The following is a 22,706-nucleotide window of genomic DNA, read 5'->3' on the forward strand; positions in this document are numbered from 1 at the left end:
TCTCCAAAATCAGCTTTGAATCCGATTTGCGCTCTTTTGGGAATCCCAATCCTTAAATCATCACCACGACCTAGGGCTAACATCAGGGCGTCACGGTAAAATTCGCCTTCATGCCTGCTTCGAAATGGCCTTTGATATTGCAGAGCAGGAGATAATTGCCCGCAGCGAGTTTGACCTTGAGCTGACCATCCTTGCCGGGCTTCAGATCGGAAACTTCACCGAGGCTTTTCATCTTTGATTCATCGACCCTATGTTTCGCCGCATTATAGGGAATTTGGTCATTGGCACTCTTCAGCTTGACGAGCACCATTTCATGCTCTTCCGTCATGGCGCTATTGTGAACCTTGAACGTCACGTCACCCGCCGGGACGCTGGCTTTATCAAGAGACAATGTCATCGGTTGACCGCCTTCGCCATTGGTCATCACCATGACAGTCGAACCGGCTGCGAATGCGGGTGCCGATGCCAGCAGGCCGCCAGCAACCAGAAGCGATAGTGTTGTAAGTCTGGACATTGAAATTCTCCGTTCGGTATTGCCCCGGAGAATGGCTAGCAACCAATACTGACGGCTTGCTGAAGATCGGTATGCTGGTATTGGCATTCCGCTCCCGGTCCGAGAACCGGGAGTGGATGTTTTAGTTACTCCGCAGCCTCCGCATATTCCTCCATGGGAGGGCAGGTGCAGACGAGGTTACGGTCACCGTAGACGTTGTCGATACGGTTGACGGGAGACCAGTACTTGTCCACGCGGAAAGAACCCGGAGGGAAGCAGGCCTGCTCGCGCGAGTAAGGGCGGTTCCACTCGCCGACCAGATCCTCGACCGTATGCGGTGCATTCTTGAGCGGGTTGTTTTCCCGATCCATCTTGCCCTCTTCGATCTGGCGCGCTTCCTCGCGGATCGCCAGCATCGCATCGCAGAAGCGATCGATCTCCGCCTTTGTTTCCGACTCGGTCGGCTCGATCATCAGGGTTCCGGCAACCGGCCAGCTCATGGTCGGTGCATGGAAGCCGCAATCGACGAGGCGCTTCGCGATGTCGTCGACAGTGACACCGGCTGAAGCGCTTAACGGGCGTGTGTCGATGATGCATTCATGCGCAACCCGGCCGGAGGCTGACTTGTAGAGCACATCGTAGCTACCGGCGAGACGGGAAGCGATATAGTTGGCATTCAGGATTGCCACCTTCGTCGCCTGCGTCAGGCCTTCGCCGCCCATCATCAGGCAGTAAGACCAGCTGATCGGCAGAATGGACGGAGATCCGAATGGTGCAGCCGAGACCGCACCTTCGCGTCCGTCCCATTCCGGGTGTCCCGGAAGATAGGGTGCCAGATGCGATTTGACGCCAATCGGTCCCATGCCCGGTCCGCCGCCGCCATGCGGAATGCAGAAGGTCTTGTGCAGGTTGAGGTGCGATACGTCGGAGCCGATATCGCCTGGGCGGGAGAGGCCGACCATAGCATTCATGTTCGCGCCATCGAGATAGACCTGGCCGCCATGCTGATGGGTAATCTCGCAGATTTCCCGAACCGTTTCCTCGAACACGCCATGGGTCGAAGGGTAGGTGATCATGCAGGCGGAAAGGCTGGACGCGTATTGTTCAGCTTTGGCCCGGAAATCATCGAGATCGACGTCACCGTTTTCCTTCGCCTTTACCGGCACCACCTTCATGCCCACCATCTGCGCGGAGGCCGGGTTCGTTCCGTGCGCCGAGGTCGGGATCAGGCAGACATCACGATGCGTGTCACCGCGGGCGATGTGGTAATTGCGGATTGTCAGCAGGCCAGCATATTCACCCTGCGCACCGGAGTTCGGCTGCATGGAGAAAGCGTCGTAGCCGGTGATCTGGCAAAGCTTGGCGGATAGATCCTCGATCATTTCCTTATAGCCAGCGGCCTGTTCGACCGGGGCGAAAGGATGCATGTCGCAGAATTCCGGCCAGGTGATCGGCAGCATTTCGGCCGTGGCATTCAGCTTCATCGTGCACGAGCCGAGCGGGATCATTGCACGATCGAGCGCCAGATCGCGATCTGAAAGACGGCGGATGTAGCGCGTCATTTCGCTTTCAGCACGGTTCATGTGGAAAATCGGATGCGTCATATAGGCCGATGTCCGCAGCAGATCCTTTGGCAGACGGTAATCTGCTTCGAAATCCGAGACAGCGAAATTGCCGCCAAAGGCGCGCCAGACCGCTTCCAGCGTTGCCGGACGCGTGCGCTCATCCAGTGACATGCCGATCTTGGTCGTGCCGACCTTGCGAAGGTTGACGCCTTCGGCAACGGCTGCGCGCAGGATGAGGCCCTGCATATGGCCGACCTCGACGGTGATCGTATCGAAGAACGCGTCAGGCTCTAACGTATAGCCGAGCTTTTCCAGGCCCTTGGCCATCAGCACAGCTTTTCTGTGAACCTGCTGGGCGATGGCCTTCAGACCTTCGGGTCCGTGGAATACGCCGTACATGGACGCCATGACAGCGAGAAGCACCTGCGCGGTGCAGATGTTCGACGTCGCTTTTTCGCGGCGGATATGCTGCTCGCGCGTTTGCAGCGACAGACGATAGGCCCGATTGCCGCGCGCATCGACTGAGACGCCAACGAGACGACCCGGCATGGAGCGCTTGTGCGCATCCTTCACAGCCATGAAGGCTGCGTGCGGACCACCATAACCCATGGGAACGCCGAAGCGCTGGGACGAACCGATTGCGATATCCGCACCCATTTCACCGGGTGACTTCAGCAGCGTCAGCGCCAGGAGATCCGAGGCCATCGCAGCCACGGCACCAGTCTGGTGCAGTCGGGCGATCAGACCGGAAAAATCATGCGCATGACCATGCGTGCCCGGATACTGAAAAATCGCACCGAACACATCTACTGGATCGAGGTCAGTGAACGGATTGCCCACGATTACCTTCCAGCCCAACGGCGCCGCGCGGGTTTCAATCAACGCGATCGTCTGCGGATGGCAGGCCGCATCCACGAAGAAGGCCGTTGCTTTGGACTTTGCCTGACGCTGGCAGAGCGCCATGGCTTCAGCAGCTGCGGTTGCTTCATCGAGAAGTGAGGAATTGGCGACATCCAGACCCGTCAGGTCGCAGATCATGGTCTGGAAGTTCAGAAGAGCTTCCAGACGACCTTGAGAAATCTCTGGCTGGTATGGGGTGTAAGCCGTGTACCACGCAGGATTTTCCAGAATGTTGCGCTGGATGACCGGGGGCGTGATCGTGCCATAGTAACCCTGGCCTATAAGTGAGGTCAGGGGCTGGTTCTTGTTTGCGGTCTCGCGCAGACGATCCAGCGCCTCACGTTCGGTCAGAGCCGCACCCCATGCTAGCGGCTCGGTCTGGCGAATGGAGGACGGAACTGTTGCGTCGATCAGAGCGTCGAGTGACGGATAGCCGATAACCTTCAGCATTTCCTTCATTTCGGAAGGAGAGGGACCAATGTGCCGCCGATTGGCGAAATCATAGGGCTGATAGTCGGTGAAATGAAAATCGCGGGTGTCAGACATTAGCCAACCAGCTCCTTATAGGCAGCTTCGTCCAGCAGATCATTGGCGTCGGCAACATTGCTGAGCTTCAATTTGAAGAACCAGCCTGCGCCTTGCGGATCGGAATTGACCAGCGAAGGGTCGGAGGTGATTGCCTCGTTGATCTCGACAATCTCGCCGTCGAGTGGACAATACACGTCGGACGCAGCCTTCACGCTTTCGACCGTGGCGGCTTCGCCGTTCTTGGCAAATGTGCTGCCGACTTCCGGCAGTTCCACGAATACGAGATCACCGAGCTGGTCTGCAGCGTGCTGCGTGATGCCAACAGTGGCAACATCGCCGTCAAGCTTCAGCCATTCGTGTTCAGCGGTAAATTTCAACATGGTTCTCTCCGGAAGTTTTTTAGCGTTTGTAGGTAGGGGTAATAAACGGCAGGGACGCGACCGTCAGCGGCAGGTATTTGCCTCGAACTTCCGCAAACACCTGTTTGCCGGGCACCGCGAGTTCGCTCGGCACGTAACCCATGGCAACGGGTCCTTCGACAGACGGACCGAAGGTCCCGGATGTCACTTCGCCGATTTCTCGCTGGCCTTCAGCATCCGCAAAAAGCTTGGCATGGGCGCGCACCGGTGCCTTGCCCTCGGGCTTCAGGCCGACGCGGCGGCGGCTTGTCTTGTTCGCCAACTCACCCAGAATGCGTCCGGCGCCAGGGAAGCCGCCTTCACGTTCGCCGCCAGCCCGACGTGCCTTCTGGATGGCCCACTCCAGTGAAGCCTCGATCGGCGATGTGGTCGTGTCGATGTCGTTGCCGTAGAGGCACAAACCCGCTTCGAGGCGCAGGGAATCGCGCGCACCGAGACCGATGGCTTCGCAATCTTCATGGGCCAGCAATGCCTTGGCCAATTCTTCGGCTTTGTCCGAAGGAACGGAGATTTCGTATCCATCTTCACCCGAATAGCCGGAACGGGAAACGATGCAGGCCGCCCCCGCCAATGTCACGTCACGTACGTCCATGAACTTCATGGCGACAACTTCGGGAGCAAGCGAGGCGAGCACCGCTTCTGCGGCCGGCCCCTGGAGCGCGATCAGAGCGCGATCTTCCAGAAGTGTTACAGAGCAGCCAGAGAGATGCGCCTTCATGTGGGCGACATCGGCTTCCTTGCAAGCTGCGTTGACCACGACAAGCAGATGATCTCCGCGATTGGTGATCATCAGATCATCCAGAACCCCACCATTCTCATCGGTGAAGAAGCCGTAGCGCTGGCGACCTTCCTTCAGACCCAAAATGTCAACGGGAACCAGTTTTTCGAGCGCGAGGGCTGCGTCGGCAACGACGCCAGAATCAGCCTTCACCAAAACCTGGCCCATGTGAGAAACGTCGAAGAGTCCAGCTTTTGCACGAGTATGAAGGTGTTCTTTCAAAACGCCTGCCGGATATTGAACCGGCATATCATACCCCGCAAACGGCACCATGCGTGCGCCGAGCGAGATGTGAAGTGTGTGGAGTGGGGTGGTGGACAGTGGGCCGCTATCGGTCAAGAAAGCCTCCAGATCAGGTGCGGCTCGGCCGCACGGGCTCAGTTACTGACGCCAAAAAAGCGCCTTTCAAAGAGCCCCCTCTGTCCTTTGCGCCTGAGATTGTTATCCCTTCGGCGAGCCCTTCGCGTAGAAAAAGCTTCTCTCCAGAGTTCTGTAGGTCCCGCTGGTCCTTTTGCCTGAGAGTTTCCGGGGCGGTTGCTCCTTCGGCGCCGCATCGAAGCGGTTTCTCCCAACGAGATGTGGCGTCATTATGAGAGCAGGCAGCCAGTTGGCAAGTAGCAAATGTCGCAATGGACACGAATTTTGTCGCGTCGCAAATTATTGATGTAAATTTGCTGGAATAAATGATCAAACCGAGGTCTGCCAAGACAGAGGGTTGCCGATCCCAATCATAAATATTGGGTTGCTGCTTGATCACAAAGCAAGCGAGGAAACTCCGCAGGATCGCTGTGAAGTAAACGCTACGCTATACAGCGGCAATCGACCTAATCGGATCCTTTTGAAGGTAGTTGCCCGCGGCATTCGGAAAGTCGATCACAAATAAATATATTCAATTTGCCTCCAGTGCGAAAACCTGGAGACAAATTGAACCATGATCACCATTTCAACAACGATAAATGACGCTTACTTCGGTTTCATTCCACCACCAGACCCTTTGCTACCTCCACCCGCGCTCACTAAACCGCCTTGACCACCAGACCCTTTGCTAGTTGGGTCGACGCCCACCGTCCCGCCTTTGCTACCTCCACCGACGCTCACGAGCCCGCCTTGACCACCTGAATTTGGGGTTTTTGAGTCACCAGTGTTTGACGGCGTATTTCCTTTCATGCCTCCGGCTGATGCCTGCGCCGCGAAGCTACTTGTATGGACGGATGTAGTAACTATCAAGAAGCACAAGGCCGCCGAAGTAAATTTAAAAATTTTTCTCATTTTAATTTCCTTTTATTTATTTTTAATCAGTGCCTATTATCAAGGCGACCTATTTAATCTCTACAAAAAATTAATGTCGATCAAATAATATTTATAATGTTAATGCAAAAATTGATATATATTATTTATACATCATTATATGCTCTATTTATATCTCTAACCGACCAAGAGGCATCTTTATTCTTGGCTAAACTCAAGTCTAGCTTCAATGGAACAGGTGGTAAAACGATCACTTTTTCAGGGGGATTTGCGCCAGCGGATTTTGCATCATTCGTCTCAGCGTCCTTTTTTACATCTTTTACAAGGTCTTTGGTTGCAACGCGTCGTGCAGGTTTCGTTGCCTCCATGACGTAGGCGGCTGTTGCGGCAGAAATTGATGGAACTTGTGTCATCGCCATATCCAGCTTTCGTTTCAACGAGTATATCTTAATCCAACTCAAGGAAGCTTAAGCTGTTCCCTAGAATTGTAGCCATTCGGACATCGACTTACCTGGGATGGAAATGCTCAATATATTTCTCGTAGCCGTAGGCGGCGCCTTTGGTTCTGTTTGTCGCTATCTCACAGGCATTCTCATGACGCGGCTGATGGGCTCCGCTTTTCCCTGGGGGACAATCACTGTCAACATTGTCGGGTCGTTCGCAATCGGTTTGCTGACGGAGTTAGTTGCGCGGCGCTTCGATGCATCTTTGGAAATACGGCTGCTGCTTGTTGTGGGTATTCTCGGCGGTTTCACAACGTTTTCGTCGTTCTCCCTCGATACCGTTGCGCTGATTGAAAAGGGTGCAGTGTCATCGGCTGTGATTTACGTATTTTCCAGTGTCGTCATTTCGCTAGTCTCAACTTTTGCCGGTTTTGCTCTCGGTCGCGCGGTGTTCTGACCTGTATTTCCCAACTGACCCTTTCCAATCAGACGCGAAATCATCTAAAGGCTGGACTTAGATGAACAGGTTTTAGGAAAGAGGTTCGATGGCTGGCATCGAGCATATGCGCGTTGACGCGGATGAGGCGGGTATGCGTCTCGATAGATGGTTCAAGATCCACTATCCGGGTCTCGGCTTCGGAGCGCTTCAAAAGCTGTTGCGATCAGGACAGATCCGTGTAGATGGTGGCCGGGTTAAATCCGACACTCGCGTTCAGCCGGGACAGATGGTGCGCGTGCCGCCCATGGATGTCGATCCCAAGATCAAGAGTGGCCCGATCGCTGGCAAGGATCTCAGGCACGGCGACGATGCGCAGTTGCTCGCGCGGATGCTGCTGCACGAGGACGACAAGGTGTTCGTGCTCAACAAGCCTGCCGGTCTGGCCGTGCAGGGCGGTTCCGGTGTCACCAGACATATCGACAAAATGCTTGATGCCTGGGTGAGCCAGAAGGGTGAGAAGCCGCGGCTGGTCCACCGCCTCGACAGGGATACATCCGGCGTTCTGGTCATCGCCCGTACGCGCGGTGCCGCCCAAAAGCTGACCGCGGCTTTTCGCGAGCGCGATACAAAGAAAACCTACTGGTCGCTGGTCAAAGGGCAGCCACGCAAGCGCGAGGACAAAATTTCCACCTGGCTCGTCAAGGAGCAGACGCCCGATGGCGACCGCATGCGTATTGCCAAGCATGGGGAAGAGGGGGCCGATCACGCTGTTTCCTACTACCGCGTGATCGATACCGCCGCGCAAAGACTGTCGTGGCTCGAGATGGAGCCCTATACTGGCCGTACGCACCAGCTGCGTGTTCACGCGCTTCACATCGGCCACCCTATCATTGGCGACCCGAAGTATTTCGAGGACGACCCGAACTGGGATTTCCCGGGTGGTGTGCAGAAGCGTCTGCATCTCCACGCGCGCCACATCGACATTCCGCATCCTTCGGGCGGGCGCCTGCGTGTAACGGCGCCATTGCCGCCCCACATGATTCAGAGCTGGAACCTGCTTGGTTTCGATCAGGCTGACGGTGTTATCGATGACGATGAGTGATCTGCGCCTCGTTCTTTTCGATTGCGACGGAACGCTTGTCGATAGCGCGAAGCTGATCCACGAGGTGATGGTTCGAACCTTCACCCATTTTCAGTATGCGGCGCCAACGCTGGAGCAAACGAAGTCTATCATCGGATTAACGCTCGATATCGCAATCGCGCGGCTGCAAGGCAAGGTACATGCCGATGAAGAAGCCGTCACCATGATGGCCTATTACAAATCTATCTTCCTTCAGACGCGTTCCGAACTCGGGTTCGAAGAGCCGCTTTTCGACGGGATCCGGGAGGTTCTGACCTTGCTTGAGGCTCGCGACGATTTGCTTGTCGGCGCGGTAACGGGCAAATCGCGCCGTGGCTTGAACATGATCGTGGAGACGCATCAATTCGGCAAACTGTTCACGGTGAGCCGGACAGCGGACGATTGTCCATCAAAGCCGCATCCGGCAATGGTCACCGAATGCTGCGATGAAAGCGGGATCCCACCATCTCGTACACTTGTTATCGGCGATGCCATCTACGATATGCAGATGGCGAAAGCGGCTGGCGCCACGGCAATCGGCGTTGCCTGGGGCTATGCCCCGGTTGCAGATTTGCTTTCCGCCGGTGCGGACGCGATTGCCCGGACACCAGACGACCTTTTGAGACTGATTGGCTGAGGAAGCCCGAAAATGAGAGAACTCTTTGATCTTCCAGATGGTCTTAGCCATCCAGATCCGACCCGTCGTGCGCAGATACAAATGCAGAAGCCGCTTCCTAAGCGCTTCTATAAAGAGGTATCCGTGAGCCCGGACGGTAAAGAGTTTGCCCTCCTGCTCGACGGGAAAGCGATCAAGACACCAGCAAAGAACCATTTGAAAGTTCCGACTGAGGCATTGGCCGCCTTGCTCCAATCCGAGTGGGATACGCAGAGCGAGACTATCGATCCATCCACCATGCCCGTCACGCGCCTGGTCAACACCGCGATTGATGGCGTCTCAATGGAGATGCAGGCGGTGTTCGACGAGATCGTTCGCTTCTCCGGCAGCGATCTGCTGTGCTATCGGGCCGATGGTCCCGAGGAACTTGTCGCTCGCCAGACTGCAGAATGGGATCCTGTCATGGAGTGGCTGGCCAGCGAGGTTGGCGCACGCTTCATCCTGATCGAAGGCATCATGCCGCAGAAACAGCCAGATGACGCTATCGCGGCCTTTGCCGATGCGCTCAGACCCTTTTCGACCCCTTTGGACCTCGCCGCGCTCCACACAGTCACATCTCTCACCGGTTCCGCCATGCTGGCTATGGCATTTGCCAGAGGTTTCATCGGAATGGATGAGGCGTGGGGCCTAGCCCATCTGGACGAAGATTGGACCAATGAGCACTGGGGCGTCGATGCGGAGGCTGAGGCAAGGCGCTTCAAGCGTTACCAGGAATTACAGGCAGCGGTTGCGGTATTTCGCTCTCTGCGCTCCTGAACGGACAAATTTAACCGAAACCTAACCCTGTTCTGAGACCATCGGATAAATTCTTCCGGTGGTCCATGAACAGTGCTTTCGTTCGAGTTTTATTGCTTCTGCTGGCGTGGCTGACCTTCAGCAGCTTTCGGCTTGCGCCGGGCGATCGCCCTCCGGAAATGGCTGTGCTCTACGATGTCCGTGGTGCATTTGTCAGCGCTCCACCCACCGTATCCCGGCGACTTGTAACGGAAACCGACCGGCTTGTAGATGAAGCCATACGCGCGACGTTTCGGGCAACTTTGCTCCCCCGCGCCGTTCTGACCGTCCGCATTCTCGAGGTGAAACGACAGGAATATATCGTCGGTGGACGGTTTATCGCCAAGGTTTCGGTCGACGCAACAGCCGTCGGTAATGGCGAAACTATTGCGACTGGCGGCTTCAACGTTTCATCGTTCGCCTTGCAGGCCGAGCACGGTGACTTAGCGTTGGCTAGGCGCATTGCTGATCGCATCTCGTTCGAGTTTCGTCTGCAGGAAACCGGCCCCTCCACCCTTGCCACAGCCCTGTTTCCCAGGTTCTGAGATTTCATCCAATTGTCACATACTGCCTTTCTAAATGAAGCGGCTTCGTTTTTGATGTCGTATATGTGAGCATGATTCCTTCTTAGGATCGTTTGGAGGAGATAGCGATGAAGTTTAACCTCCTGGCAGGAGCATGCATTGTTGCTGTGATGGGACCTGGAGCGGCCGTCGCGCAAAACAGTGCGGAGAACAGGATTGACCAGATCCGGCCTGACGCGCCGGAATTGGCGGCCGACGGCCTCGTATCGATTGGTGTGCGAACGCTGAACCTCACCAACCCCAGTCAGATCAATGTCGCCAAGACGGAAGCGGGCAAGGAACCGCCGCGATATGATAGACCACTGACGCTTGAAGTCTGGTATCCGGCAAAGACCGACCAGATCGGCGGGGAGTACCGAACGCTTCTTCGTGATGGCAAGACGGAAGTGACGTTGAAGGGCAGGGCGGTTCGCGATGCGGAGGCTCTGAAGCCGGAGCGGAAATATGCCCTGATCATCATTTCGCATGGCTATCCGGGTAACAGGATGCTGCTCAGCCCGCTTGCGGAAAACCTCGCCAGCAAGGGTTATGTCGTTGCATCGATTGACCATACCGACAGTACATATGCTGACCGCGGGCCCTTCGGCAGCACGCTGGTCAACCGTCCGCTGGATCAGAAATTTGTTCTGGACGAGATTTCGAAACAGGAGACTTCTGGCAACAGTTTTCTCTCCGGGTTGGTCGATACAGCAACCACTGGCCTCATTGGTTATTCCATGGGCGCATATGGTGCGGTCGTCACGGCAGGGGCGGGTGTTTCCGACAGCGTCGTGACAGCCGATTGGAGCGCGCCGAACGGTTTGCTTGCCATCCATAAGGCTGGCTCGGAGACACATCGTCAGCTTTTCGATCAGCGGTTCAAGGCAATCATCGCCATTGCTCCCTGGGGTATGCAGCGTGGAATGTGGGATGCAGCGGGGCTTGCTGAAATCAAGGTTCCGCTGTTCTTTATGGCTGGTAGTGTTGATGACGTTTCCGACTATCAGAAGGGCATCCGCAAGATCTTCGAAGCGAAAATGCCGGTAGATCGTTACCTGCTCACATTCTACAATGCTAACCACAATGCCGCAGCGCCCATGCCTGCGCCCGCCGAAAGCTGGATGGTCAGCGAGACGTTGGGATATGCACCTTTCGATCACTACGCCGATCCGGTGTGGGATACGGTGCGCATGAACAATATCGCTCAACATTTCGCTTCGGCCTGGTTTAATCTCAAGCTGAAGGGCGACCAGGACAAGGCGCGCTATCTGGATCTGGTGGAAGACGCCGACAAAGGTGTTTGGTCGGCGCAACAGGGCGGTGGTTTCAAGCCGGATCACACTTACTGGGCCGGTTTCAAGAACCGAACGGCGAAGGGATTGAAGCTGGAGCACCGCAAGCCGGACTGATTTTCGATCTTGTTACCGATATGTGCATGAGCAACGAAGCGGAGGCCGACAGGTTCGATCTCCGCTTCTTTTTGCGTCAGCTGGTCAGCTTCAATCCGGCAATGCCGATCAGGATCAGGCCAATGCAGGCGATGCGGGCCACTGTCGCCGGATCACCAAACAAAACCATGCCAAGTGTTACGGCACCAACTGTTCCGATGCCGGTCCAGACAGCATAGGCCGTGCCAAGGGGCAGGTCGCGCAAGGCAAGCCCGAGCAGGCCTACGCTTGCAACCATGGACAAGACAGTCAGGATTGTGGGGAGAGGGCGCGTAAAACCGTCAGTGTATTTGAGGCCGATGGCCCAGCCAACTTCGAGCACGCCGGCGAGGAACAGGTATGTCCAGGGCATGTATCGCTCCTTTTGAGAGCGAGGTCGTCCCCGCCGGTTCACCATGCTTCGAGAGGAAAAGCATACTCAGTCGTCTGCGCAAGGCATGAATTGGTGCGCGACCTGAGGTATTTCAAGACCTGCTGAATTTTATGCAAGCCGCTCGGCGTGCCACCGCAGATGATCATCCATGAAGGTCGAAATGAAATAGTAGGAGTGATCGTAGCGTTCGTGCATACGCAAGGTCAGGCCGATTCCTGTGCCCTGAATTGCGTCCTCAAACAGCCAGGGACGCAGCCCGCTTTCCAGAAAACTGTCAGCCTTACCCTGATCAATCAGGAATTCCGGGAAGCGGGCACCATCCTGAACGAGGGCGCATGCATCATAGGCGCGCCAGTTGGCTTTGTCCGAGCCGAGATATTTTTCCAGGGCGGGTGCAGACCAATCCGCGGTGGATGGCTCCACGATGGGGGCGAATGCCGAGCAGCTCTTGAAGCGATCAGGGTTCTTTAGCGCGATCGTCATTGCGCCATGGCCGCCCATGGAGTGCCCAAATATGCCCTGACGTGTCATGTCTGCCCGGAAGTGCTCACCGATTAGTGCCGGGAGTTCCTCGGTGACGTAGGTATACATCCGGTAATGTTCAGACCACGGCATTTCTGTTGCATCGAGGTAAAAGCCTGCGCCCTTGCCCATCTGCCAATTCGTCAGTTCGTCCGGAACATCATTTCCTCTTGGGCTGGTATCCGGGCACACGATGATCAGCCCGAGTTCAGCCGCCAGCCGCCGGTATTCACCCTTTTCCATGACGTTGGCATGGGTGCAGGTCAGGCCGGACAGGAACCAGAGAACCGGTCTCTTCTTTGTGATGGCCTGTGGAGGCACGAATACCGCAAAGGTCATTTCACAATTGCACGCTTCCGACTGATGTTGGAAAACGCCCTGCATGCCGCCGAACGCCGTATTCTGGGAGATGACTTTCATTGCTTATGTCCTTGCGCGGTATCAGCCCGCCAATGCGACGGCGGCATTGACTGTTGCCGCTACCAGCACTGTGTTGAAGAAGAAGGCTGTCAGAGAATGTGAGAGATTGATACGCCGCATCGCAGTCGTAGTGATCGCGACGTCCGATGTTTGCGCTGTCATGCCAATGACGAAGGAGAAATAGAGGAAATCCAGACCCGCCGGTTCTTCCGTGTCGGGAAATGAGAGCCCACCCTGGACCCTGCGAACGCCGTCCGGTCCTGTCACATGCCGCCAGAAATGATGCGCATAGTGCGACGCAAACATTGTGTGAAGCGTCAGCCAGCCACCGATGACGGACAGGAAGGCAAGGGCAATCTCGAAAACACTGACATGCGAACCCCGATTGAGCGCGTTGAAGAGTGCCCCGATTGCCGCGACGACAGCCAGAATCGTAACGAGAATGATGGCGTAGGCGGGCGCATCATCGCGCTCCCGGCTGTTTTTGTAGCGCTCTACGGTGAGGCGCGGAATTCGACGGCCCATAATGCCCAGATAGATCAGGAAAAACGTGACCGCCGCACCTTCGATGAGGAGATTCGGGGCGAAGTAAGCGAACAACGGCACGGCAGCAAGACCTACCAATCCCGCACCGTAAAACGGGCTGTAGCGGCGGCTACGCCATTTCAGCCTCGCTCTCTGTGTCCCGCTTGTCATCCTGCAGATCCATCCGCGCGCATTGCCCGGCGGCAGAGAACATCCAAGGCGGAGAGAAACGCGGAGCGATCCTTTTGGGTGAAGGCCGCGTTATAGCCTTTGCTTTCCCCGGTCTCCCGCAAATGCGCGCCGAGGTCCCGCATGGCGCTCGCCATGCCGATATTTGTCTCATCGAAAATCCGGCCCGTCGGCCCCGTGACCTGCGCGCCGTTGGCGACGCAGCGAACAGCCAGCGGCACATCTGCAGTCACCACGACGTCGCCGGTTCCGGCCCGTTCTGCGATCCAGTCGTCCGCAGCATCGAATTTACCCGAGACAATGACATTCTTGATCATCGGGTCACGAGAGGGTCTAAGCCCGGAATTTGCGACGAACGTGACCTCCATCCCGAAGCGTTCTGCAACCTTCAGGATCTCGGGCTTTACGGGACAGGCATCAGCATCGACATAGATCATGATGAAGACCTCACCATATCGACGTGGGGAATACCATCCTCAACATATTCTTCCGAGATCGCCACGAAACCAAGGGGGCCGTAGAAGCGCTGGAGATGGCTTTGTGCAGAAATCTCCACGTCGATACCGGGGAAACGATCGGCGCAGACCGCTAACGCCTCCCTCATCACAGCCTCGCCCAAGCGTTTGCCGCGATGATGCGGGGAGACCACGACCCGGCCGATCCGCGGGTTCTTCCCGTCCACCGGCGGGAGAATTCGCGCAGCTGCCACCAGGTCACTGCCGTCCATCATGCGTAGATGCAATGATGCGTCGTCCTTGCCATCCAGCTCTTCATAGGCGCATGCCTGCTCGACGACGAAAACGTCGACGCGCAGTTTCAACAGAGCATAAAGTTCGCGTGCGGAGAATTCATCAAGGCTCCGCACGTCCACTGTGCAGGAGGGGTGGCTGATCAATAAACCACCACGCCGCGAATGCTTTCGCCCTTGTGCATCAACTCGAAGCCCTGGTTGATATCCTCGAGCGGCATGGTGTGGGTGATCATCGGGTCGATCTGGATCTTTCCGTCCATGTACCAGTCAACGATCTTTGGAACATCGGTTCGTCCGCGTGCACCGCCAAAGGCCGTGCCCATCCAGTTCCGTCCGGTCACAAGCTGGAAGGGGCGCGTCGAGATCTCCTGACCCGCTCCCGCCACGCCGATGATGATGGACTTGCCCCAGCCGCGATGAGAGGATTCCAGTGCCTGACGCATGACCTTTGTGTTGCCGGTGCAGTCGAAAGTATAGTCTGCGCCGCCGATCAAATCGCCGTTCCGCTTCGTCATGCTGACGAGGTAGGGCACGATATCATCGCCGACTTCCTTCGGATTGACGAAATGCGTCATGCCGAATTTCTCGCCCCAGGCCTTGCGGTCCGGGTTGATGTCAACGCCGATGATCATGTCCGCGCCGGCCAGACGCAGCCCCTGCAGGACGTTCAGGCCGATACCGCCAAGGCCGAAAACGATCGCTGTCGATCCGATCTCCACCTTGGCTGTGTTGATGACAGCGCCGATGCCTGTCGTGACGCCGCAGCCGATGTAGCAGATCTTGTCGAAGGGAGCGTCTGAGTTGACCTTGGCGACAGCGATTTCGGGCAGGACCGTGAAATTCGCAAAGGTGGAGCAACCCATGTAGTGATGGATCTTGTCCCTGCCGATGGAGAAGCGGCTTGTGCCATCCGGCATGAGGCCTTGCCCCTGCGTGGAGCGGATCGCCGTGCAGAGGTTCGTCTTGCGAGAAAGACAGGAATAGCATTCGCGGCATTCCGGCGTGTAAAGCGGAATGACATGGTCGCCCTTCTTCACCGACGTTACGCCCGGTCCGACGTCGACAACAATGCCAGCGCCCTCATGGCCGAGGATTGCCGGGAAGAGACCTTCGGGATCGGCACCCGACAGCGTGAAATCATCCGTGTGGCAGATTCCTGTTGCCTTGACTTCGATCAGAACCTCTCCCGCCCGCGGGCCTTCAAGCTGAACGGTCATAACTTCCAATGGCTTGCCTGCCTGAACGGCGACTGCGGCGCGAACGTCCATCTTAGATCTCCCTACATTCCCGATTCATCACGCTTTTTACATGCCCGGCTCAGCGGCTCAAGTCTTCAGTGCGACATTCGTTGACAGTGGATTCTACAGCCCCGGAATCGATGCTCAAGCCTGCAAACGTACCCGCGCGACCTGTTCCCGCCAGATGATAAACAGCCCGGACGCTACAATGATTGCAATACCCAGCCACTTCGACGGCGTGGGAAAATCGGAAAACAGCAGATAGCCCAGCACAGTTGCGGAAATGATCTCAAAATACTGAAACGGTGCCAGAAGAGACAGGGACGCCATCCGGAACGCACGAACCACGAGCAGATGAACGTAGCCGGACAGCGACCCCAGTATGACAAGCAATGTAAGCCCAAGGGTCGACGAGGGCAGGGACATTGCAAAATCTGTCTGGCCCGCCAGATGCCCGATAACCAGGATTACGCCCATGAAGAGTGTACCGCCCAGGCCGGACATCATCTGCATTGTCAGCGGTGAGTCGGCGTCGCCAAGCGCGCGATTGAGAAAGAGATAGAGCGTGAAAAGGGCGGCGCAGGCAATCGGCAGAAGAGAGGTGGGGCCAAAGATAGCGTAGCTCGGCTGGATGACGATCATCGCACCGGCAAAGCCGACAAGGATGGCCAGCCATCTGCGCCAGCCGACGCGTTCGCCGAGAAAGATTGCAGACATAATCGTCAGCAGGAAGGGCTCGACAAAATAGATGGCGAATACGTCTGCCAAAGGCATGTATTTGACAGCGGTGAAGAACAGCAGGCTGGCGGCTGCATGAAGCGCACCGCGCAGCAGGTTCATCCATGGCCGCTTGACGTTACGGAAGCTGCCAACACTCCAGAAGAAAAGCGGTGCCAGAACAACAAGCTGGAAGAAAAAACGATAGAACGTCACTTGGCCGGGCGACATGGTTTCGAATGTCGCCATGTATTTTGCAATGGCGTCCATCATAGGCAGCACGATCATGCAGAAAGCCATGAGCGCCATTCCCGGTACGGTACGGTCCGTGCTTACGCTCGCGCTGCGCATGAGTGTTCTCCCTATGTTCGACATCAATCACAGGGACTCACCCTACGTCAAGCGCCTCGTCTGCTCGCTTAAATCATTTCCCGTGCCGTTGGTCCGAACACGTCCTCGAATGCCTGCCTCAGCCTTACATCAACGTCCGTCATCAAGATCGGCAGGCCGAGATCCATGAGGCTGGTGACGCCGTGGGCGGAGATTCCGCAGGGCACGATCCCTGAAAAATGCGAGAGGTCGGGATCGACATTGAGCGAAAGGCCGTGGAAGCTGACCCAGCGCCGCAAGCGGATGCCAAGTGCTGCAATCTTGTCCTCGGCCATTGATCCATCTGGCAAAAGCGGCTTCTCCGGTCTGCGTACCCAGACACCGACGCGATCCTCACGGCGCTCGCCGCGAACATTCATGGAATCCAGGGTCCGGATGATCACCTCTTCCAGCGCGGCGACATAACCACGCACATCCTGGCGTCGACGCTTGAGGTCCAGCATGACATAGGCCACGCGCTGGCCAGGTCCGTGATAGGTGTATTCACCCCCGCGGCCTGTCGCGAACACGGGAAAGCGGTTCGGTTCGATCAGGTCAGCAGAATCGGCACTCGTGCCTGCTGTGTAGAGCGGCGGATGCTCCAGAAGCCAGACAAGTTCGTCCGCTTTGCCATCAGCAATCTCCGCTACCTCGCGTTCCATGACTGCTAGCGCATGGTCGTAAGGCACCAGATCATCAGAGATTCTCCAGCGGACGGGCGGGGAACCCTCCTTCGGCAGCATGGAAATCTCAAGATCGGTGCGCGTCAGCATGGCATGGTTCTCTTTTTCCAGGATGCCCGCTTATATCCACAGGCGCAAAACCCTGCAAATGCGGCCTGCTTCACATATGGGGATTGTTTCGGGAAATTTATCTTTCAAAAAACTGTCACGGCGCTCTTGCGCGGGCCAAAACGCTTTGCTAGATGCTCCCTAGCCGACGCAAGAAGGCCTACCACGATGCGGTCGTGGCGGAATTGGTAGACGCGCAGCGTTGAGGTCGCTGTGGGGCAACCCGTGGAAGTTCGAGTCTTCTCGACCGCACCAAGTACTTGAGAAAAGCGCTGATTTTTCAGCGCTTTTTCTCGTTTTTGGGACAATGATTTATAACGTTGTCCCATTCACTGTTTCCAATCCACTTATCCAAGGGCTCGCTTTTAAAGGGTCCACCGCTCTACGCGGCGGGTGTAAACCTCGCTTGTCTTGGCTTCCGAGTGGCCAAGTATGGCCATGATTTCGTATTGGCTGCAGCCCATTTCAGCGAGCAACTCAGCCAAGCCTTCTCGGACACCATGTGCGGACAGGTACGCCAAACCGGCATCGATGCGCCAGCGCTTGAATATGGCAGACATGGCGTCACTGCTTGGGTATGGCTTACTGGGATGATACATGGGAGAAGAGCAATCGCAGAATCTACCCAAATGGTGAAATAGTACATCCGGATGTTCCTTTTGAATTTCGCGCATGAGTCGGAGTGCAGTCTCTGTCGCTATGACGCGCTGTTCTCCGATATTTGGGATTACACATAAGTGATTGCTTCTCTCTAGTAATCAGAGATCGCCCCAATCGAGGAAAGGGAGCCTTGGTGGACTGATTGCTGGCGATTACCAAAAGAAGACCAGCGATTTCGGGGGCCATCGCGCCTACCGAACTTTAACGCTTTGCGTTCTAACTAACGGACAGCAGACTGTTCTGGAGTTGGAAATGGCAGGCCCGAGTTTTCGTTTCACACATTATGATCTCAAGCAGCAGCGCGCTGGCACCACGATCGAAGTGACAATGAGTGCGGTAAACAACGTGCGGCTGATGAATGCCACTGCCTGGCAGCGCTTCAACGAGCGCCTCGACTTCAAGTATATCGGAGGCGTTGCGAAAAAATCGCCGATCCGACTGGTCGTTCCGGAAGACGGAACGTGGCATCTCATCGTCGATGCGGAAGGCCACCATGGACTGGCAGATTCCTCCGTGAAAATGGTGGCACCACCTGCCAATAGCATTCCAGCGCCCAAGCAGAGCCGCGGTTAACGCGGACTTCGTTCGCGCCTCAGCTTGTCCCACCAGTCGAGTCGCTTGCGGATCTCGCGCTCGAAACCGCGTTCCGGTGGGTCGTAGAAAGTCACTCTGCCCATCTTTTCCGGGAAGTAATCCTGACCGGAAAAGGCATCAGGCTCGTCGTGATCATAGCGGTATCCGTCGCCATAGCCCTCACCCTTCATAAGCTTCGTGGGTGCGTTGAGAATATGCTTTGGCGGCACAAGAGAGCCGTGCTCCTTGGCGGCGCGCATCGCAGCCTTGTAGGCAGTGTAGACACCATTCGACTTAGGAGCGGTTGCCAGGTAAACGCAAGCCTGTGCTAGCGCGAGTTCACCCTCTGGCGACCCGAGATAGTTATAGGCATCCTTTGCTGCGTTACAGACCACCAATGCCTGCGGATCGGCCAGCCCGATGTCTTCCACCGCCATGCGAACCAGTCGGCGGCCTATGTAAAGAGGATCCTCACCCGCGTCGAACATTCGGCAAAGATAATAGAGTGCAGCATCGGGATCGGATCCGCGTACTGATTTATGAAGGGCAGAGATCAGATTGTAGTGGCCGTCCTGACTCTTATCATAGACTGGTGCTCGCCTCTGAACGATGATGCTCAAGCCGTCGACATCGAAGATTTCGTTCGCCCGGGCCGCACGCCAGACTTCTTCAGCAAGCGTCAGAACCGCACGTCCATCGCCATCCGCCATCCGTAGAAGTGCGCCGCGCGCGCTATCATCGAGCGGGAGCGGCTTGCCTTCGGCTTGCTCGGCACGCAGCAGCAGTTCGCTCAGGCTCTCCTCGTCATGGGAACGAAAGGTGAGCACCCGCGCCCTGGACAGGAGAGCGGCGTTCAATTCGAAACTCGGGTTCTCTGTTGTTGCACCGACAAGGATCACCGTGCCGTCTTCCATGACCGGCAGGAAGCTGTCCTGCTGCGCCCGGTTGAAGCGATGAATCTCATCGACGAACAGCAATGTCTGTCGCCCATCATGCCTGCGCAGCCGTGCTGTCTCGAACACTTTCTTGAGGTCGGCCACACCCGAAAAAATGGCGGATATCTGCTCGAACGCCAGACCGGCTTCGCCAGACAGCAATCTGGCGACCGTCGTTTTACCAGTCCCGGGCGGTCCCCAGAAGATCATCGATCCGAGCGAACCCGACGCTATCATCCGGCGCAGGACGCCATCTTCGCCCGTGAGGTGCGATTGGCCCGTTACCTCCATAAGGGAGGTGGGGCGCAGCCGGTCCGCGAGCGGTCGAAGATTGGCGACGGCTTCCGGAATCCTGGGAGCGAATAAATCGCCGCTCATCTGAAGAATTGACGGATACGCTGGCCGCCACGCTCGATCTCTACACGCCAAAAGCCAGGATTGTCTTCCACCAAAGCGGCCATGGCTTTTGTGGATGGCACAGGATCGCCGTTCACCGATACTATGATATCACCCACCTGGAAACCAAGACGCGCACCCGGAGAGTTTTTGACGACTTCCGTGACAACAACCCCGGTCTTGTCTGTCGGCAGACGCACTTCTGTTGCAAGACGCGGCGAGAGATTGGCAACTCGCAATCCGGCAAAGGGATTTCGGCCCTCGATCAGGCGAACATCGCGCGGCACGCTTTCCGGAGCGGCACCAATGACCATGCTGAGTTCACGCTGTGCGCCACCCTGCTGGACGGTCAGCTTCGTTGAATTACCAAGGCCAGCTGTCGTCAAGCGATACCAAAGCGCATCTGGGTGTTCGACCGATATGCCGTTGACGCCCGTTACCACTTCGCCAGCCTTCAAGCCGGCTTTGTCTGCCGGACCCCCCTCAGTCACGCTAACCACCAAAGCGCCCCGCGCCGTCTTCAACCCGAGCGCTTCCGCGACTTCGGAGGTAACCGGCTGGAAGGTTGCACCAACATAGGGACGCTCGAACGATTTCTTGCCGGCTTCTGCCGCCTGAAGGAAGACCTTGACGAGATTAGCGGGAATAGCAAATCCAATGCCGTTCGAACCGCCGCCCCTGGAGAAGATCGCGGTATTGATGCCGATCAGCTCGCCTTTCATGTTCATCAAGGCGCCCCCGGAATTGCCGGGATTGATTGAGGCATCCGTCTGGATGAAGAAGCCGACGTCGCCGTCGGTCACCTGATTACGGGCAAGTGCGGAGACAATGCCACTCGTCACGGTCTGCCCAACGCCAAAGGGATTTCCGATTGCCAGAACCAGATCGCCGACCTCTACCGCGTCGGAATTGCCGATTCCGAGAACCGGGAACTGCTCATTTGCTTTGATCTTCAGGACAGCCAGATCGATGCTTTCGTCTTTCAGCAGGACTTCACATGGGAATTCACGTCCGTCCGGAAGTGCGATTTTGATGTCGTCAGCGCCTTCAATGACGTGCGTATTCGTCACGACGAGCCCATTCTGGGAAACGATTACCCCGGACCCCAGCGAAGACTGCTTCTCCGACCGGTTCGGCATGCGCTGGTTGAAAAAACGTTCAAAGAAAGGGTCGCCCGCGAAGGGATTGAGCCGCTGCACCACACGCTCAGCATAGACGTTGACCACCGCTCCTGCGGTCTGTTTCACAAGCGGCGCAAAAGATAGCTGCATTTGCTGTTGACTTTGCGGAAGCGTCTTTTCCTGCGCCATGACAGGCAGCGGCTGCAGGAATGCCAAGGCTATCAACATACTGAATAGGGTTTTCGGCAGGTGGAGCATGTGATTCCTCTTCAACAAAGCGATGGTGACCTTGTAGCTGGATAGGTTAGAAATGAAAGATGGCCGAACAAGGTGAAAGATGATCGTGGCTGGTTACTTAGGATCACCGCTGAGAAATGCCAGAAGCTGCGACAGGGATGATGCCAAAGCCGCTTTCGATGACACCCGTGTGGAACCATTTTGCAGCTCATCCGTAATTTCCGCTCAAGACGGAGATACCTGATGACCCATGTCAAACCAGCGCTTCTGGTAGCCGTTCTGGCGACCCTTTCAAGCAACATCCTGCTGCCAGAAACAAGCCATGCTGCCAGCTTCGATTGCACGAAGAGCGAGCTTGCGGCAGACGAAAAGACGATTTGCGAAGACAGGACCCTGAACGATCTCGACGTCAAAATGGCCACGACTTTTGAAATTCTTACCGGCTTGATGCCTATGGGGAACCGGGATCTGGTGCGGGATGAGCAAGCGACTTGGCTGAAGAAGCGAACGACATGTGGAAGCGAGGCGGCTTGCTTGCGAAGTGCGTATGAGGAGCGATTGAAGCAACTCAACGAGGCCTATAAGGGATTGATCAAGCCCCTTTAGGGTCAAAACTCAATCAGGATTTGGAGCGTGGTATGGGAGAAAATCGTTCAGTTATAGAAGCGAAGCCGCCGGTGGATCCAATATCCATCAAGGATTCGCGACGCAGAAATGAGCGATTTTCGCCATATCCCTGCGGGACGCGGTGGATTTTCTCTGCGAAGGCGTCGAAAAGGCTTTGTGGAGTGGCGCTCCACGGCAGCCTCTTCTCCTGTTCGCCAACAAAATCCGCTCGCGCCACGCCCGAAACCTGATTGAGTTTTGACCCTAGAGCGGGGTTTGATCTAATGCCGGAAGAGCGACCAGTCACCAGCGGTCCCGGTCGCCCTAGGCCGGGAATCAATCCCAGCTAAAGCCTTTATCTTTCATGTAGATATTGCTGACACCCTTGCACCAGTCGACCTTGAAGTCGTCTGCACCGTATCCATCCCAGCTCACGCGGAATGGAACGACGCAATTTCCTTCGTTGCTGAACCAGTCCATGTTGGCGTATTCGCCCGGCCTAATACGCGAATCGAGCCAGTTCTCGCTCCATTTGCCATTCTGGTATGTATAGAAGCCATTTATGGTGTAGCCATTGGCTCTGTTGTGAAGTCTAAACGCATAATCGCTGGCAGATGCAGGAATGCTTGCAAATGCAGATGCTGCGAACGCCAGGCAAAGTGCCAAGCCGAGCTTTTTCATGGATAAGTCCTCAGAAGCAAAGATGGGGGACAACAAGACTTGAAGATCGTTCGATCTTCTGTTGGACACAATACTTTCAGTTCATGAATACGATCTGAATACAAAATGTGATATATATTCTGAATTTATAGGATTTCCTCCAACTATAAATTCAAACAAAAAAAGCGCCCGCTGAGCGAGCGCCTCTCTGATAATCAACCAACCCTAA

Annotated in this window: 25 protein-coding genes, 1 tRNA gene and 1 riboswitch; of the genes, 9 read left to right on the top strand and 17 right to left on the bottom strand. The window is 56.1% G+C overall.

Going from position 1 to position 22,706, the window contains the following annotated elements:
* Window positions 1-82: 82 nt before the first annotated feature.
* The 5 genes from MUU53_RS17010 to MUU53_RS17030 form a co-directional block, all read right to left on the bottom strand.
* A complete protein-coding gene (locus MUU53_RS17010; RefSeq protein WP_247261969.1) occupies window positions 83-514 on the bottom strand; it encodes a plastocyanin/azurin family copper-binding protein in 432 nt (143 codons plus the stop codon).
* Between the two features lie 125 nt (window positions 515-639).
* On the bottom strand, window positions 640-3,504 hold the full coding sequence (gcvP, locus tag MUU53_RS17015) for an aminomethyl-transferring glycine dehydrogenase (RefSeq protein ID WP_247261970.1): 2,865 nt from the start codon (window positions 3,502-3,504) through the stop codon (window positions 640-642).
* Window positions 3,504-3,866, bottom strand: a complete 363-nt coding sequence (gene gcvH / locus MUU53_RS17020) for a glycine cleavage system protein GcvH (RefSeq protein ID WP_137133961.1) — start codon at window positions 3,864-3,866, stop codon at window positions 3,504-3,506. The genes gcvP and gcvH overlap by 1 nt, the downstream gene beginning before the upstream one ends.
* Before the next feature lie 19 nt (window positions 3,867-3,885).
* Window positions 3,886-5,022 (bottom strand): glycine cleavage system aminomethyltransferase GcvT, encoded by a 1,137-nt coding sequence (gene gcvT / locus MUU53_RS17025; RefSeq protein ID WP_449314324.1) that lies wholly within the window; start codon window positions 5,020-5,022, stop codon window positions 3,886-3,888.
* A gap of 154 nt (window positions 5,023-5,176) precedes the next feature.
* A riboswitch (glycine riboswitch) is annotated at window positions 5,177-5,264 on the bottom strand.
* An 813-nt stretch (window positions 5,265-6,077) separates the two neighbouring features.
* On the bottom strand, window positions 6,078-6,350 hold the full coding sequence (locus MUU53_RS17030) for a hypothetical protein (protein ID WP_247261971.1): 273 nt from the start codon (window positions 6,348-6,350) through the stop codon (window positions 6,078-6,080).
* 103 nt (window positions 6,351-6,453) lie between these two features.
* Between MUU53_RS17030 and crcB the strand changes: the two genes are divergently transcribed.
* The 6 genes from crcB (at window position 6,454) to MUU53_RS17060 (ending at window position 11,355) form a co-directional block, all read left to right on the top strand.
* Window positions 6,454-6,831: a fluoride efflux transporter CrcB gene (gene crcB, locus MUU53_RS17035; RefSeq protein ID WP_247261972.1), complete on the top strand. Its 378-nt coding sequence runs from the start codon at window positions 6,454-6,456 to the stop codon at window positions 6,829-6,831.
* A gap of 88 nt (window positions 6,832-6,919) precedes the next feature.
* Entirely contained in the window at window positions 6,920-7,915 is a 996-nt protein-coding gene (locus MUU53_RS17040; protein ID WP_247261973.1) for an RluA family pseudouridine synthase, read from the top strand.
* 1 nt (window position 7,916) lies between these two features.
* A complete protein-coding gene (locus MUU53_RS17045) occupies window positions 7,917-8,570 on the top strand; it encodes an HAD-IA family hydrolase (RefSeq protein ID WP_247262005.1) in 654 nt (217 codons plus the stop codon).
* Window positions 8,571-8,582: 12 nt separating this feature from the next.
* Entirely contained in the window at window positions 8,583-9,365 is a 783-nt protein-coding gene (locus MUU53_RS17050; protein WP_247261974.1) for an ATP12 family chaperone protein, read from the top strand.
* 65 nt (window positions 9,366-9,430) lie between these two features.
* A complete protein-coding gene (locus tag MUU53_RS17055; protein ID WP_247261975.1) occupies window positions 9,431-9,928 on the top strand; it encodes a hypothetical protein in 498 nt (165 codons plus the stop codon).
* Between the two features lie 107 nt (window positions 9,929-10,035).
* The gene (locus MUU53_RS17060) at window positions 10,036-11,355 is read left to right on the top strand and encodes an alpha/beta hydrolase family protein (RefSeq protein ID WP_247261976.1); all 1,320 of its coding nucleotides are present in this window, start codon (window positions 10,036-10,038) and stop codon (window positions 11,353-11,355) included.
* A 76-nt stretch (window positions 11,356-11,431) separates the two neighbouring features.
* On the opposite strand, the gene sugE is transcribed toward MUU53_RS17060, so the two are convergent.
* From sugE to lipB, 8 genes are all read right to left on the bottom strand, one after another.
* Complete coding sequence (sugE, locus tag MUU53_RS17065) at window positions 11,432-11,746, bottom strand: quaternary ammonium compound efflux SMR transporter SugE (RefSeq protein ID WP_247261977.1); 315 nt, start codon at window positions 11,744-11,746, stop codon at window positions 11,432-11,434.
* Between the two features lie 129 nt (window positions 11,747-11,875).
* Entirely contained in the window at window positions 11,876-12,709 is an 834-nt protein-coding gene (gene fghA, locus MUU53_RS17070; RefSeq protein ID WP_247261978.1) for an S-formylglutathione hydrolase, read from the bottom strand.
* A 21-nt stretch (window positions 12,710-12,730) separates the two neighbouring features.
* The gene (locus MUU53_RS17075) at window positions 12,731-13,405 is read right to left on the bottom strand and encodes a DUF1345 domain-containing protein (RefSeq protein ID WP_247261979.1); all 675 of its coding nucleotides are present in this window, start codon (window positions 13,403-13,405) and stop codon (window positions 12,731-12,733) included.
* Window positions 13,402-13,860, bottom strand: coding sequence for a YaiI/YqxD family protein (locus MUU53_RS17080; protein WP_247261980.1), 459 nt, complete (start codon window positions 13,858-13,860; stop codon window positions 13,402-13,404). Before MUU53_RS17080 ends, MUU53_RS17075 begins: the two co-directional genes overlap by 4 nt.
* Window positions 13,857-14,315 carry a GNAT family N-acetyltransferase gene (locus MUU53_RS17085; RefSeq protein ID WP_377307211.1) on the bottom strand — a complete coding sequence of 153 codons (459 nt, stop codon included), beginning with the start codon at window positions 14,313-14,315 and terminating at the stop codon, window positions 13,857-13,859. The genes MUU53_RS17080 and MUU53_RS17085 overlap by 4 nt, the downstream gene beginning before the upstream one ends.
* Entirely contained in the window at window positions 14,315-15,442 is a 1,128-nt protein-coding gene (locus tag MUU53_RS17090) for an S-(hydroxymethyl)glutathione dehydrogenase/class III alcohol dehydrogenase (protein ID WP_247261982.1), read from the bottom strand. The genes MUU53_RS17085 and MUU53_RS17090 overlap by 1 nt, the downstream gene beginning before the upstream one ends.
* A 114-nt stretch (window positions 15,443-15,556) precedes the next feature.
* Window positions 15,557-16,480: a DMT family transporter gene (locus MUU53_RS17095; RefSeq protein WP_247261983.1), complete on the bottom strand. Its 924-nt coding sequence runs from the start codon at window positions 16,478-16,480 to the stop codon at window positions 15,557-15,559.
* Window positions 16,481-16,548: 68 nt separating this feature from the next.
* Entirely contained in the window at window positions 16,549-17,271 is a 723-nt protein-coding gene (gene lipB / locus MUU53_RS17100; RefSeq protein WP_247261984.1) for a lipoyl(octanoyl) transferase LipB, read from the bottom strand.
* Window positions 17,272-17,459: 188 nt separating this feature from the next.
* Between lipB and MUU53_RS17105 the strand changes: the two genes are divergently transcribed.
* Window positions 17,460-17,544, top strand: a tRNA-Leu gene (locus MUU53_RS17105).
* A 110-nt stretch (window positions 17,545-17,654) separates the two neighbouring features.
* Here the strand turns inward: MUU53_RS17105 and MUU53_RS17110 are convergent.
* A complete protein-coding gene (locus tag MUU53_RS17110) occupies window positions 17,655-18,017 on the bottom strand; it encodes a tyrosine-type recombinase/integrase (protein ID WP_343229119.1) in 363 nt (120 codons plus the stop codon).
* A gap of 184 nt (window positions 18,018-18,201) precedes the next feature.
* Between MUU53_RS17110 and MUU53_RS17115 the strand changes: the two genes are divergently transcribed.
* Window positions 18,202-18,522: a DUF1883 domain-containing protein gene (locus MUU53_RS17115; RefSeq protein WP_062554694.1), complete on the top strand. Its 321-nt coding sequence runs from the start codon at window positions 18,202-18,204 to the stop codon at window positions 18,520-18,522.
* Here the strand turns inward: MUU53_RS17115 and MUU53_RS17120 are convergent.
* Window positions 18,519-19,835 (bottom strand): replication-associated recombination protein A, encoded by a 1,317-nt coding sequence (locus MUU53_RS17120; RefSeq protein ID WP_247261986.1) that lies wholly within the window; start codon window positions 19,833-19,835, stop codon window positions 18,519-18,521. The genes MUU53_RS17115 and MUU53_RS17120 overlap by 4 nt on opposite strands.
* The gene (locus MUU53_RS17125; RefSeq protein WP_377307208.1) at window positions 19,832-21,232 is read right to left on the bottom strand and encodes a DegQ family serine endoprotease; all 1,401 of its coding nucleotides are present in this window, start codon (window positions 21,230-21,232) and stop codon (window positions 19,832-19,834) included. Before MUU53_RS17125 ends, MUU53_RS17120 begins: the two co-directional genes overlap by 4 nt.
* Window positions 21,233-21,454: 222 nt before the next feature.
* On the opposite strand from MUU53_RS17125, the gene MUU53_RS17130 reads away from it, so the two are divergent.
* Window positions 21,455-21,817: a lysozyme inhibitor LprI family protein gene (locus tag MUU53_RS17130; RefSeq protein ID WP_247261987.1), complete on the top strand. Its 363-nt coding sequence runs from the start codon at window positions 21,455-21,457 to the stop codon at window positions 21,815-21,817.
* 336 nt (window positions 21,818-22,153) lie between these two features.
* Here MUU53_RS17130 and MUU53_RS17135 read toward each other — a convergent pair whose 3' ends face one another.
* Complete coding sequence (locus MUU53_RS17135; RefSeq protein WP_247261988.1) at window positions 22,154-22,498, bottom strand: hypothetical protein; 345 nt, start codon at window positions 22,496-22,498, stop codon at window positions 22,154-22,156.
* Window positions 22,499-22,706: the final 208 nt, after the last annotated feature.

Source organism: Affinirhizobium lemnae, from assembly GCF_022968395.1.
GTDB lineage: Bacteria > Pseudomonadota > Alphaproteobacteria > Rhizobiales > Rhizobiaceae > Neorhizobium > Neorhizobium lemnae.